Annotated in this window: 14 protein-coding genes and 1 pseudogene; 8 read left to right on the top strand and 7 right to left on the bottom strand. The window is 39.9% G+C overall.

Annotated elements, in window-relative coordinates; genetic code table 11:
- Window positions 1–44: 44 nt before the first annotated feature.
- The 3 genes from MKZ11_RS10375 to MKZ11_RS10365 form a co-directional block, all read right to left on the bottom strand.
- Complete coding sequence (locus MKZ11_RS10375; RefSeq protein WP_340794371.1) at window positions 45–1,430, bottom strand: leucyl aminopeptidase family protein; 1,386 nt, start codon at window positions 1,428–1,430, stop codon at window positions 45–47.
- A 70-nt stretch (window positions 1,431–1,500) separates the two neighbouring features.
- Entirely contained in the window at window positions 1,501–1,656 is a 156-nt protein-coding gene (locus MKZ11_RS10370; RefSeq protein WP_340794370.1) for a hypothetical protein, read from the bottom strand.
- Window positions 1,649–2,572 carry a hypothetical protein gene (locus MKZ11_RS10365; RefSeq protein WP_340794369.1) on the bottom strand — a complete coding sequence of 308 codons (924 nt, stop codon included), beginning with the start codon at window positions 2,570–2,572 and terminating at the stop codon, window positions 1,649–1,651. Before MKZ11_RS10365 ends, MKZ11_RS10370 begins: the two co-directional genes overlap by 8 nt.
- Window positions 2,573–2,813: 241 nt before the next feature.
- Here MKZ11_RS10365 and MKZ11_RS10360 point away from each other — a divergent pair.
- Window positions 2,814–3,469, top strand: a pseudogene (locus MKZ11_RS10360) (DNA alkylation repair protein).
- 202 nt (window positions 3,470–3,671) lie between these two features.
- Here MKZ11_RS10360 and MKZ11_RS10355 read toward each other — a convergent pair.
- Window positions 3,672–4,649 carry a S8 family peptidase gene (locus MKZ11_RS10355; RefSeq protein WP_340794367.1) on the bottom strand — a complete coding sequence of 326 codons (978 nt, stop codon included), beginning with the start codon at window positions 4,647–4,649 and terminating at the stop codon, window positions 3,672–3,674.
- 776 nt (window positions 4,650–5,425) lie between these two features.
- Here MKZ11_RS10355 and MKZ11_RS10350 point away from each other — a divergent pair.
- The 5 genes from MKZ11_RS10350 to MKZ11_RS10330 all read left to right on the top strand — a co-directional run bounded on the left by MKZ11_RS10350 (window position 5,426) and on the right by MKZ11_RS10330 (window position 8,257).
- Complete coding sequence (locus MKZ11_RS10350; protein ID WP_340794366.1) at window positions 5,426–6,334, top strand: endonuclease I family protein; 909 nt, start codon at window positions 5,426–5,428, stop codon at window positions 6,332–6,334.
- 248 nt (window positions 6,335–6,582) lie between these two features.
- A complete protein-coding gene (locus MKZ11_RS10345) occupies window positions 6,583–6,906 on the top strand; it encodes a PadR family transcriptional regulator (RefSeq protein ID WP_340794365.1) in 324 nt (107 codons plus the stop codon).
- Complete coding sequence (locus MKZ11_RS10340) at window positions 6,899–7,927, top strand: DUF4097 family beta strand repeat-containing protein (RefSeq protein WP_340794364.1); 1,029 nt, start codon at window positions 6,899–6,901, stop codon at window positions 7,925–7,927. Before MKZ11_RS10345 ends, MKZ11_RS10340 begins: the two co-directional genes overlap by 8 nt.
- Entirely contained in the window at window positions 7,905–8,102 is a 198-nt protein-coding gene (locus tag MKZ11_RS10335; protein WP_340794363.1) for a hypothetical protein, read from the top strand. The genes MKZ11_RS10340 and MKZ11_RS10335 overlap by 23 nt, the downstream gene beginning before the upstream one ends.
- On the top strand, window positions 8,099–8,257 hold the full coding sequence (locus tag MKZ11_RS10330) for a hypothetical protein (protein WP_340794362.1): 159 nt from the start codon (window positions 8,099–8,101) through the stop codon (window positions 8,255–8,257). Before MKZ11_RS10335 ends, MKZ11_RS10330 begins: the two co-directional genes overlap by 4 nt.
- A gap of 151 nt (window positions 8,258–8,408) precedes the next feature.
- On the opposite strand, the gene MKZ11_RS10325 is transcribed toward MKZ11_RS10330, so the two are convergent.
- Together MKZ11_RS10325 and MKZ11_RS10320 are read right to left on the bottom strand one after the other, a co-directional pair.
- Window positions 8,409–8,912: a DinB family protein gene (locus MKZ11_RS10325; protein WP_340794361.1), complete on the bottom strand. Its 504-nt coding sequence runs from the start codon at window positions 8,910–8,912 to the stop codon at window positions 8,409–8,411.
- Window positions 8,913–9,014: 102 nt separating this feature from the next.
- The gene (locus MKZ11_RS10320; protein ID WP_340794360.1) at window positions 9,015–9,251 is read right to left on the bottom strand and encodes a hypothetical protein; all 237 of its coding nucleotides are present in this window, start codon (window positions 9,249–9,251) and stop codon (window positions 9,015–9,017) included.
- Window positions 9,252–9,361: 110 nt separating this feature from the next.
- On the opposite strand from MKZ11_RS10320, the gene MKZ11_RS10315 reads away from it, so the two are divergent.
- Together MKZ11_RS10315 and MKZ11_RS10310 are read left to right on the top strand one after the other, a co-directional pair.
- Window positions 9,362–10,687: a M28 family peptidase gene (locus MKZ11_RS10315; protein ID WP_340794359.1), complete on the top strand. Its 1,326-nt coding sequence runs from the start codon at window positions 9,362–9,364 to the stop codon at window positions 10,685–10,687.
- Between the two features lie 60 nt (window positions 10,688–10,747).
- Entirely contained in the window at window positions 10,748–11,194 is a 447-nt protein-coding gene (locus MKZ11_RS10310) for a YaiI/YqxD family protein (protein ID WP_340794358.1), read from the top strand.
- 389 nt (window positions 11,195–11,583) lie between these two features.
- Here MKZ11_RS10310 and MKZ11_RS10305 read toward each other — a convergent pair whose 3' ends face one another.
- Window positions 11,584–11,811, bottom strand: coding sequence for a hypothetical protein (locus MKZ11_RS10305; RefSeq protein ID WP_340794357.1), 228 nt, complete (start codon window positions 11,809–11,811; stop codon window positions 11,584–11,586).
- Window positions 11,812–12,082: the final 271 nt, after the last annotated feature.

Here is a 12,082-nt window from a genome sequence, read left to right as displayed (position 1 = left end):
CAAAAAGAAAGTACCCAGTCTGATAAAACTGAGTACTTTCTTTTTTAGTTTGAAATATGTGTTGTAAAGTCGGCTAATAATCGTGCGCCATAGCCAGTTGCAGATTTAGCATAGTATCCTGATGCGCTGTTTTTACTCATCATGCCTGCCATATCGACGTGCAGCCATTTGCTATCTTTCGGAACGAAACGGCGCAGGAATAAGCCTGCTGTAATCGACCCTGCCCCGCCTAATGAACTGATGTTGTTCATATCTGCGTAGTCACTATCAAGCGATTTGTCATATGCTTCAACTAATGGCATCGGCCAGATGAAATCACCATTTTGATCGCCAATTTTTTTCATTTGAGCAGATAACTCTTCGTCTCCGAATACGCCCCCAAGTTCAGTACCGAGTGCATTGACGATTGCCCCTGTCAGTGTGGCGATATCGACGATGTATTCCGCTTTCCATTCACCAGCACGAATGAGCGCGTCTGCTAAAATGAGACGGCCTTCCGCATCAGTGTTACCGACTTGAACAGTCAATCCATTTTTATAGGTAATGACTTCCCCTGGTAAAACGGATGTGTTATCCGGCATGTTTTCCACAATCGGAATAAGTGCGACAACGTTCACTTTCGCGTTCGATTTTGCGAGCAATGTAAGTGCACCGGAAACAGCAGCTGCTCCGCCCATATCCATGCGCATATCACTTAAATCTTTGCCGCTCTTCAAACTGATGCCGCCTGTATCGAATGTCACGCCTTTACCGACGAGCGCCACAAGCGGTTTCGATGCGTCTCCTTTGTAGACAAGTTCAACGAACGATGGCTTGTATATACTTCCGCGAGCGACTGTCAACACACCGTTCATTTCCATTTCCTTAAGCTTTTCTTTATCCAGCACATTGACTTCAACGTCAGTGCCTTCAAAGTTTTTCTTCAATACTTCCGGGAACGTTTCGGGATTCAAGACGTTCGACACTTCATTCATCAAATCACGTGAGAATGCAGTTGCTGCTGCTCGGATCTTGCCAGCTTCAATGAATGGCTTCGCTTCGTCGCCAACTATAGCAAGTGCAGTTTGGAATGCCGTGACGTCCGATTTATAGTTTACGAATTGATAAGAACCCAGTTCCCATCCTTCCGCGAATGCTGTCAGGACTGCTCCTCTGTCCAACTTCGCATAGGCATTGGAAATAACTCCATCCTCTATGACTGCTGTTTCAATTTTTTGTGCGCTTACATCACGAGCGATATTCCCTGCCGTTGCACGGGCTTTTTCAAGTGTCATCTCTTTTTCTTTGCACTCTTTTACGACAATATAATGTGTTTCTCCGATTAATACAGAGCTATGCCCCGCCTTTTGATTTGCTACGAATTTTTTTACCGCAGCATTTCCCAAGACAATCGGATCGTTCGCAAAAATCACTTTTACTTCAGTAGACATATAGTTTCCCCCTGGATAAATTATTTCGACTTCTAAAATAGTTTATCACAAGTTGTCCAACTTCAACGAATTATCTTTTTTCGAAAAGCACTAGGCAGAGAGTTGCAAATGGTCCCAACACTAAAGATAGGAGAAACCAATTTAACCCGCTTCTATTTTTCCCTTGTGCCAGACCCGCGTTGATCAATGCAAGTGTTCCCCATCCAACGAAATAGCCATTATCCAAATGAATCACTCCTTTTCCCGCACGACTTCCGGTAAATCCTCGGTATATACCTCTTCCATTCTTCTTTTAATTCATCCCAATGAACGATTTTCCATGGGTTGAAAAAGGTTTGCCCATTTTTATTGAAAAACAACTGGTTTTCAATGCAATAAGCAGCGTGTTGAATGATTTCTGATTCATTCACCCATGCTACGACATCACCTATTTGGAATTTCTCGTCCGTTGGTGAAAAACCTGCATTTTTTAATCCTTCAGCAAATGTTCCATCGTGAATCCATTCATGCACCTTCCACTCATCCTTTTCGGGATCCGCACTAATTGCGTAGAGTGTGGCAGCAAGACAGTTAGCACCTGGTTCCATGGAAAATGTATTGGCATATTTCTTTAAATGGATAGGCATGTTTGCAGGATGTGCCATCGCTGTCCATTTATCGTACTGTATTGCGTATGTAATCATTATTTCCTCTTGATAAGCAGTCGGCAGTTTCATCCACATGGATTTTTGAATACTAACAAACCGTTCATCATTCACATTGAAAATATACTCCTCAGGAAATGCAGTTATTTCGCTTAAAAAGGAAAGTGGACCGATTAAACCCCTTCCCAATTTTCGTTGAATCTTGAATAATTTTTCTTTCTTTGACATAGCCAAGGACGTTATCCAATCCGGCTGCGCAACAAGTACAAATTGGGCATCCTTTGAAATATTCCAATACATATAACTATTAACCCATTGGATTCCATTATAAGAAGAGTGGTTGAAAAATTCATCTCTTGGCATAACTAATGTACCTTGTAAATCACTCCTAAATGAGAGCAAGTCCGGTTCTTCAAGAAAAAACAAGTCTTTCTCTGGAACAAAGTTTTTTATCCAAGCATCCATCTGTTCTTGTAGCGGCTGTATTTGCACGTACATTTCCCTTCACTTCCTTATCTAGTTAGTTTCACCAAGTTTGAAAACTCTTTTCTGACAACAAGCAGTCTCCTTTTAACTCTATCATGTAATACGTAAAAGTTATCGGAAGGTTTCGTCCATTACAATGAAAATATCTTGCTCTGAGTACCCCCCACACATTAAAGTTAATTCATGCAGGTATGTTACACTTTTCTTAATCAAACCCTTCAGGAGGTAAGTATGTTGAAAAAAGCATGGAACTATCAAGGCATTATCGAAAAGTTTGAAGCGAATCAAAACAAGGAACTTGCCGCACCAATGAAGGCTTATCTAAAAAACCACTTCCCTTTTCTCGGCATCAAAAGTCCACTTCGTAAGGAATTACTAAAAGAGCAGTTCAAAGAATATGCATTGCCTGAACCTGTACAATTTTTTGATGAAGTATGGAAACTGTATAATCTTCCAGAGCGTGAGTATCAATATGCGGCCATCGCGTTGATCGAGAAGATGAAAAAGCATTTAACGACAGAGGATTTTCCAACTTTACTTCAGTTGATTGAAACGAAATCGTGGTGGGATAGTGTGGATTCGATAGCACCTCATTTTGTAGGTCATATTGTAAAACTTGATCGCGGTTACGGCGAAAAAATCATGATGGAGTGGTCTCTTTCAGACAATATGTGGACAAATCGATCTGCGATTCTTCATCAACTGAAATTCAAACAAGAAACGGATACCGATCTGCTATTCGAGATTATTGAACAACATTCAAGTTCAAAGGAATTTTTCATTCAGAAAGCGATTGGATGGGCCTTGCGGGAATATGCCAAAACGAATCCAGACGGCGTGATGTCATTTGTTGAGGGACATACACTAAAACCTCTGAGTAAGCGAGAAGCTTTAAAACACCTGAGTTAATTGAGCTAAGACGTTCCATAATAACCCGTTCATTTCAAATTTAAAAAGATGTTTGACAAATGAAAAAGGCGTTATCAAGAGCGTGTCCCATTAGAGGACCTGCCGTGATAACGCCACTATGGAATCCACACTCTATAGCTAAGGTTGAAAGGATTAAAACTGTTAGTGCAAAATAATATGTTCGCAATTGAATGGGACTCCTTTAGCTGAAGCTTGCCTGCCTATTCATGACCATTGTTTTAACTTCTTGATCAAATACTTTGGCCAAATGGTCGAGAACGGTTAAATAAATCAGCCCATTTCCTTCGAGCTTTGCAGAATTACCCAATGGTACAGTCCTTTTAATTAGTTGAGCGTAAAGTTCTGACTCTGAAAGCTTCCGTTCAAAACTGCTGTTTGCCAGATTTTTTATTAAAGCTAGCGCCCCAGAAACATGGGGAGCAGCCATGGAAGTCCCACTTAAAGTAGCATATTTCCCGTTTAAATAAGTAGAAACAATCCCTTCACCCGGAGCAACTAAATCGATTTCATTATGGGAATTGGTAAACTCCGAAGAGCGTCGCTCAAAATTAATGGCCCCCACACTAATAACTTCATTATAACTGCCCGGAAAAGCAAATTCATCAGTTGAATCGTTATTGTCACCTTCATTCCCCGCCGCACAAACTACGAGGATATTGTTAGCGATTGCCTTTTTGACGGCTTGATACAGTTCTGGAATATCAGTTGGTCCTCCCAGTGACATGGAGATAATATCTACTTTTTGTTCAATAGCATAATTGATGCCATCGATGATCCAATCATATTGTCCGGAGCCATTTTTATTCAATACCTTTATAATAAGCAAACTTGCTTCAGGCGCCACTCCGATTACCCCATTATCATTTTCCTGGGCAGCAATGGTACCTGCAACATGAGTTCCATGCCCATTATAATCCTTGAATATATCGGGATGTCCTCCATCATCATCCGTGAAATTCCGACCGCCTATAATCTGTTTTTGTAAATCTGGATGTGAACTATCACAACCTGTATCGAGGACAGCTACCGTAATCCCTTTTCCCTTCGTTTTGCTCCAGATCTTAGGTGCCTGTATCAATTCAACACCCTCGGGCACTTCTTTTACCTCTGCTTCCTGTTCAATCACTTGGTATGGCATTACTCGAACATAGTGCTCCATTTTTTTACCTCCCTTTTTAATTGTGTTGTGTCAACAGTACTAATAAAATAAGTGAGACCAATGAGAAAAAACGCAAACTTATCAACCTTTTCCGTCAATCAAAAGAGAATATCGATGGTCTTCTGGAATAGTTGGCAACCCTTGTTCAGGAATGTAGCTTAAACGGCTATATTGATGCCTTTCTATATGTCCGATAATTCTAACAGTTATGATTACTTTTTAACAGTATAGTTTGTAGGATTTTTTTTAAGATTTTCAGCACAAAAGTGATCCTAAAGTTTGGTTACGAATAAGTAGTTTTTTTCCCAACATGCTCTTGTGGAATATAAACCCAGATTAACCTTATGCATGATATAATAATAGGACAATAGAATAGGGGTGCTCAAGGGTGGTTAGCACAGATTCGGTGGAAGGAGGGGAGCGTCTGTGACAGTCTTTGAAGCGTTGATGTTTGCGTGTACTTTTGCAAGCTTAATTATAGTAACGCTGTCATTTGATAAAAAAAAATAACCCACCCTTGAGCTCACAAACTATGAGGGTGAGTTAATTTTCTTCTTATAGCGATTGCCCTAGCAGGAAACCGTCTATTGTAGGACCGTTTGGTGTTCTAGCACCGGCGGTCTTTCCTACAGTATGCTACTTTCTTATTATATAATACCCGAATTTAAGTAAAATGAACAATGAAAATGTCGAATTAAAATATTTTTTCTCTTCACGATACCTTTAGTCGTATACTCGAATGCAATTATAAAAGAAATCAAGAGGGAGGAACTATATTGGAATACTTAATCAGAAAAAATACAAGTGTAAAAACATCACTAGCAGAATTGGAATTTAATAAAGAAAGACTAGAAGATGAAAAAAAGTATTATGACTGGGAAAAGGATCAGCTTATAATCTTAAACTATTATGAGGCCATTCATTTTAATGAATCGAGCAAAGATGAACTTTTTATGCAATTGAATCAGTTAGTTACTAAAACACATGTAAATCGTCTTGCTTACAATTCCAAAACTAGAAACTATTTATATTCCATAGTCGACCTTCAGATTGGCGGGAACTTAAAAAGCATATACTCGGGAAAAGAAAAGAACCCTGAGCAAGTTATGAAAGAAGATTACGAAACAGAGCAAAAAAGAAAGGAAGCGTATGACAGACTGTTAAAAAGCAACCCGAAAAACGAGGTTAAAATACAAGAAGCGATAGCAACCATTGAAAGCGAACATATATATAATTGCGAGCACGTAGTTCCACAATCATGGTTTGACAAGCATAATCCGATGCGAGGTGATTTACATCATCTTTTTACATGTGAAAAAGAATGCAATTCATTGAGATCCAATCATCCTTATCATGATTTCGTTGACTATTCTCCTGAAATGAAGGCGAAGGTAATCAAAACGCAATGCGGAAAATACGAAAACAGTAAGTTTGAACCTGAAAGCGGTAAAGGCGAGGTTGCCAGAGCGACATTGTATTTTATATTAAGATATCCTCAAGAAATCAGTCGCTATAGTAGTAAGGAGCTTGAGCTGTTGTTCAAATGGCATACTGATTATAAAGTATCGACTTATGAAAAGCACCGCAACAAGGCTATTTTCGACATTCAAAAAAATAGGAATCCCCTAATAGATTTTCCACAGTTTTCCGATCGTATAGACTTTACATTGGGATTAACAAAGTGAATCAGTCGTGTTGAAAATTCGAGATTTGTGTTTTCACATCTCTAAAAAGAGGGTTTGTGATACAAAAAGACGCTGTGACTACCTACAGCGTCTTTTTGTATTCACTACTATCAGTTGATAGTAATCATAACTTTCTTTTTAGAACAGTACCTTGCAATGAACAATACCATATGCTATATTATTGTCAGTTAGTACATTCCATAAGGTAGTACTATTCATTAACTAATAGTGAAAGGAGTTTATCTTACATGAATGTACAATTCAAAAAAGGTGTGCTGAACTTATGTGTACTTGTCCTGCTCGACAAGCAAGATCGGTACGGCTATGAACTTGTGCAAAAAATTTCGGATCAAATTTCAATTTCCGAAGGATCGGTTTATCCCTTACTTCGGCGGTTAACAAAAGAAGGTTATTTTACGACATATTTGCAGGAATCAACGGAAGGGCCTCCTCGTAAATATTATAAACTGACGGATGCCGGTCGCGAGTATCTATACGAGCAGTTAGAGGAGTGGAAGAATTTCACGAATGGTGTAAATACATTAATCGAGGAGGGTGTACGGAATGACTGAAAATCAATTTATAGGTGAACTTGAAACTGCTTTGAAAAAACTACCTGCTGAGGAACGCAACGATATCATTAAAGATATTCAGGAGTATTTTATTAACGGTCGTGAGGATGGAAAATCAGAAAGTGAGATTGCTACTTCTCTCGGGTCTCCCGAAAGTATTGCTAACGAATTGCTCACTTCCTATTCATTTGTGAATAAAGAAGTGGATGTGCAATCCTCGAATGAAGTCATTACAATCGAAGATGATCGATTTACAACTATCGATATCAACGTCCAGCATGGTGCCCTTTTTGTGAGACCTTCTGATAATTCGATAACGACAGTTGAATTGATTGGATCGAATGAAAAATTGCAACTGACTGCGGAAGTTGTAGGCGATACGTTGTTCGTTCGACTTAAAAATTTACGCCACTGGTTATTCATGTTCAATTTTAATATGAAAGCGGTGACACTAAACGTGTTTATTCCAACGAAGTTATACCAATCAATTGCGATGAAAACGGATAATGGGAGAATTTCCGCGGAGAAACTGCTCGGGAAAAAAATCGGTGCGAACACCGACAACGGAAAGATCCAATTAAGAGAGATTGCTGCCACGACGTTGACTGCTGAAACAGATAATGGTCGAATCGAAATTGATAAGGTGCAAGCCGATCTTTTACGAACAAAAACTGATAACGGGCGCATTGAAATGCGTCATGTCGATGCGGACAGCATTGCAGTTGAGTCTGATAACGGTCGAATCGAGCTTGAGCATGTATCCGGATCCATCGTCGGCAGTACGGATAATGGACGAATTACACTACAGACGGATAGTCTGGATCGTAATATCGATTTACAAACTGATAACGGAAGCATCGTTATCCAATCTAGTATTGAGCCTAAAAATGTTTCCATTCATGCGAAGACGGGCCACGGTAAAGTCGACATTTTTGGAGACCGCAATTCACGGACGGTCATCGGTGCCGGAGAACATACGATTCGATTGAAGTCGGATAATGGGCGGATTACCGTTAGTTGAATTTGGTATGTATGTCAGTGATATGATCGGTTGGTGTGGTTTTATGATTGGTACGCGTGGTTATATGATCGGTCCGCATGGCTATATGATCGCTCCACGTGGTTATATGATCGGTCCGCATGGCTATATGATCGGTCCACGTGGCTATATGATCGGTCCGCGTGGCTATTTGTGATCGGTCCACGTGGTTATATGATCGGTCCGCATGGCTATATGATCGGTCCACGTGGTTATATGATCGGTCCGCATGGCTATATGATCGGTCCACGTGGCTATATGATCGGTCCGCGTGGCTATATGATCGGTTGGCGCTTCTATATGATCGCTTAACGGAGTTATATGATCGGTCTACCTAGGGTTATATGATAGCTTAGCTCCATTATATAATCGCCTTCCACCGTTTATAATCTACTCTTTGATAAAAAATAATAAAGCAGATCATTCACCGATTCACTGGTGTCTGATCTGCTTTTGTATGTCATTAAACTTTCGGTGCTTCCTCACCGAACAATGCCCACTCTTCACGCGACGGTCCATAGACGCCGGGTACACTCAAACCCGCTTGTCTCATGAGTACAGTCATCTGTCCACGGTGATGCGTTTGGTGTGATGTTAATATACTTAGAATTGTGGCGACTGACCATTGCTCCCCGTACATTTCCTTTAATTCATTCAAAGTTTCTTCATTCCACTGTTCTTTAATTGCGGCGACCATCGTATTGTTTGAAGAACGGTATGCTTCCGCAATTTCAGAAGCTTTTTCTGGAACAGGCGCATCATGGGGAGTCGCTTTGAAATCGAGTCCTGTTCGCGACACCATCTCATCAAGGGTTGTAACGATATGCCATGCAATTCTGCCAAGCGTGCGATCTTTAGGCGAGACTTCTTGAGATAATGATTCATCTGTTAACGTGTCAAGGATTTTTTGGGTTGATTCGCTTTCATGATCCCAATTGGTAAGGAATTCTTCAATTGAATTAAACATGTACAGCCCCTCCGATGTGTTTGTTATCCTTATACGTTTCGTCATTTACTTAACGTTTTCCTTCATTGGCAGAAAAAAATGAGGATAGCGTAGCATCCTCATTCAACTATTTATGGAACTGGATGTCTTGTCGTCGTTCATGTTTTTAAAATTTTGCTCCCCAACGCGTTGCCTAATTTCTTCTTCTGTAAGTGGAGGCGGGACTTGATCGACAGTTAGTGCAACTTTTTCACTTTCTATCTCAACATTTTCATACTGTGCACTTCTTGCATTGATATCACGCCCGTACTTCTCCGACTCTTCCTTTGTCAATCGTGCATTTTCGGGTTTGTCGAACATATTATTTGCTCCTTTTCTAAAAAAAGCTTTTCAACAACTATTCCCCTTTTTGGCGTTAAAGAAACCACACGGCCATGGTATAATTTCCATAATTGGAATGGAGGATTCTCGTGACTTATAAAAGACTGCTGTTCTCGTTACTATTAGTACTATCTATTACTATGACAGCTTGTTCATCGAAAGATTCGATTGTAGAAAATCCTGAATTCGCTCAGGAACAAACGGACTTTATTAATGAACTAGATGTTGAAAACATTTATGCTTCACTAAAAAAACTAACGAAGGAACCCCGTGTAGCGGGAACTGATTCTGAACTACAGGCAGCCGCCTTTTTGACCGCTCAACTCAAAATGACTGGTTACAAAGTAGATGTTCAACCATTTGATTTCGAGAGATATGTGATGCCCGATTCGCACAGCCTTGTCGTTGAAGGATTTGACAGTCCTCTCTCCCCTGCCCCCTTTCAATATTCGGTTGCCGGGAACGCCACTGGAGAATTGGTCGACGCGGGACATGGATTGAAAGCCGATTACAAAAAGCTTGATGTCAAAGACAAAGTTGCGCTTGTCGCTGTTGCTGACACCCCCTTTTACGAACTCGTTTTATCCGCTTCGGATGCTGGTGCAAAAGCGATTTTACTCTATTTTCCTGATGAATCGGAAATTGATAAATGGTCTCTTGGCAGAGAGCGATATGAGGAATTCATTCCAGCACTTGCTCTTACCTACGAAGAAGGAAGGAAGCTTCTCGATTTTGTAAAATCCGTAAAATCCGCCAATGCTGCAGTCTCAATTGAAGGTGCCCGTATTGAAAAGGCAACATCACAAAACTTGATTGCTACTAAACAATCCTCTACAGAATCGAATGATGATATCATACTAATCGGCGCTCATTATGACTCTGTTGATGAAGCACCCGGTGCAAGTGACAATGCGAGCGGTACAGCAGTTGTCCTTGAACTGGCAAGGATATTCAAAGTGGTTCCAACAAATAAAGAAATCCGATTCTTATTTTTCGGCGCAGAAGAAGAAGGATTATACGGATCGGAAAAGTATGTAAGTGCACTTACGAAAAAAGAAATCAAACAATCTATCGCCATGTTTAACTTGGATATGGTGGGCAGTGCCGATGCGGGCGAATTATCCATCCAAACAATAGACGGAGCTGATAATACCGTTACAAAAGCTGCGAGCAGAGCAAATAAAGTTCTGAATGGTAAATCAATCGAGACTGACTTCGGAGACAGAAGCGATCACACACCGTTTCATAATGCAGGAATCGACGCAGCGTTGTTCATATATGATCCAGTTGAAGAGTGGTATCATACACCAGAAGACACAATTGAGAAAATAAGCAAGGAACGACTTCTTAACGTTGCTGAAATTGTAGGTACATCGGTTTTTAAATTGACTTCTCCAAGTATCAACAATGAGTAATATAATATGGGTTCTTTATTCATCAAGTTTGACATAATAAAGGTAAAGGAGTGCTGCTTGATGACGACAATTCTAATTGATGCAGATGCGTGTCCGGTTGTGAAAGAAACAATCCGAATAGCAGGGACTTTCGGTTTTCGTTGCATTCTTATCTGTGATACGACACATGAAATGCATCGGGATGGAGCAGAAACAATCATCGTCTCGAAAGGAGCAGATGCAGTCGACTTTGTGCTTGTGAATCGCGTACAGAAAGATGATATTGTCGTTACACAGGATTACGGTTTGGCCGCTATGGTGCTTGCAAAAAAAGGCCATCCTATCGATCAAAACGGACGACTTTATACGGAGGAGAACATTGACCAGCTGTTGTATGCCCGTCATACTGCTCAGAAAGTTCGAATGGCCGGCGGTCGATTACGCGGGCCCAAAAAGCGTTCTAAAGAAAGTGATTTGAAATTCGAAGAGAGTTTGAAGAAGCTGTGTACACAGCTTGTAGAGTTGTAGGGAAAAAGCCTGGCGATATCGCTTGAATTACAGGCAAAAGCCAAACTAACAATAGAGGGCGAGCTCTAAACCATAATCGGTTGAGCTCTTTTTTGTTGGTCTGACTGCATCATAAACTCATTTTACAAACGACCATGCAAAAAAACGCTGAACAATGAAGTTCCGCGTTTTATGGTTATCGTTATTTTTATCTCTTATTTCTTCTCAAAGTTCTATTACACGGTTGTTTTGTATTTGAATGGACTTTACCCTTTTCTTTATTACGCTTGAAGAAAAAACACAATAAGTACAATAGCAATCCTACAACTAATTCCTATGCAATCAATGCCGCAATATAGCCTTTTAATGTAAATAGCTTCCATTTAGGTATTCCTTACATTATCAACAATCTATACCTTTTTCTTCAATTCATCCCGTATTTCTTTCAGATATTCATTTCTTTGTTTCGCTGACTTTAAAATAGTAAGAACTGCATAAATACCAAATATTATAATTCCCCAATAAATTAAGAAGGGGAAAAATACCAATAAACTCATAACTTGAACCCCCTTTATTACTACTACACTACCACAATTGCCCATACCATTTTCAAAAAGATATATATGTTTTTCAATCATTTAGAATCCGAAATCGATGTGACCGCAAATGCAGTCTCCCCTTCCTATATCCTTCTTTACCAATTAGAGTAGTTAACCCTACTAAAAGTTCCTTCGAAATTAAATTTATTTCTTTCAAACAAAATAAAAGCACCGTCCGAAGACAGCGCTAATCTATGTCGTTACATAAAATTACTCTAGCAAAACGAAAACTGTACGGTTATTGATAGATTTTTTATCAGTTTGTCATCTTTTGTACAAGTTATGCGTAAGTTGAAGGGTAGTCAATTTT

The organism is Sporosarcina sp. FSL K6-1508, assembly GCF_038007465.1.
Classification (GTDB): Bacteria; Bacillota; Bacilli; order Bacillales_A; family Planococcaceae; genus Sporosarcina; species Sporosarcina psychrophila_B.
The sequence above is the reverse complement of the archived record's forward strand: the minus strand, read 5'-3'. Positions and strand labels throughout refer to the sequence as shown.

Excerpts from the sequence above, each read along its gene's own strand:
- MKZ11_RS10375 (WP_340794371.1), bottom strand. The coding sequence starts at position 1,430 with ATGTCTACTGAAGTAAAAGTGATTTTTGCGAACGATCCGATTGTCTTG.
- MKZ11_RS10365 (WP_340794369.1), bottom strand. The coding sequence starts at position 2,572 with ATGTACGTGCAAATACAGCCGCTACAAGAACAGATGGATGCTTGGATA.
- MKZ11_RS10355 (WP_340794367.1), bottom strand. The coding sequence starts at position 4,649 with ATGGAGCACTATGTTCGAGTAATGCCATACCAAGTGATTGAACAGGAA.
- MKZ11_RS10345 (WP_340794365.1), top strand. The coding sequence starts at position 6,583 with ATGAATGTACAATTCAAAAAAGGTGTGCTGAACTTATGTGTACTTGTC.
- MKZ11_RS10340 (WP_340794364.1), top strand. The coding sequence starts at position 6,899 with ATGACTGAAAATCAATTTATAGGTGAACTTGAAACTGCTTTGAAAAAA.
- MKZ11_RS10335 (WP_340794363.1), top strand. The coding sequence starts at position 7,905 with ATGGGCGGATTACCGTTAGTTGAATTTGGTATGTATGTCAGTGATATG.
- MKZ11_RS10325 (WP_340794361.1), bottom strand. The coding sequence starts at position 8,912 with ATGTTTAATTCAATTGAAGAATTCCTTACCAATTGGGATCATGAAAGC.
- MKZ11_RS10320 (WP_340794360.1), bottom strand. The coding sequence starts at position 9,251 with ATGTTCGACAAACCCGAAAATGCACGATTGACAAAGGAAGAGTCGGAG.
- MKZ11_RS10310 (WP_340794358.1), top strand. The coding sequence starts at position 10,748 with ATGACGACAATTCTAATTGATGCAGATGCGTGTCCGGTTGTGAAAGAA.
- MKZ11_RS10305 (WP_340794357.1), bottom strand. The coding sequence starts at position 11,811 with ATGATTGAAAAACATATATATCTTTTTGAAAATGGTATGGGCAATTGT.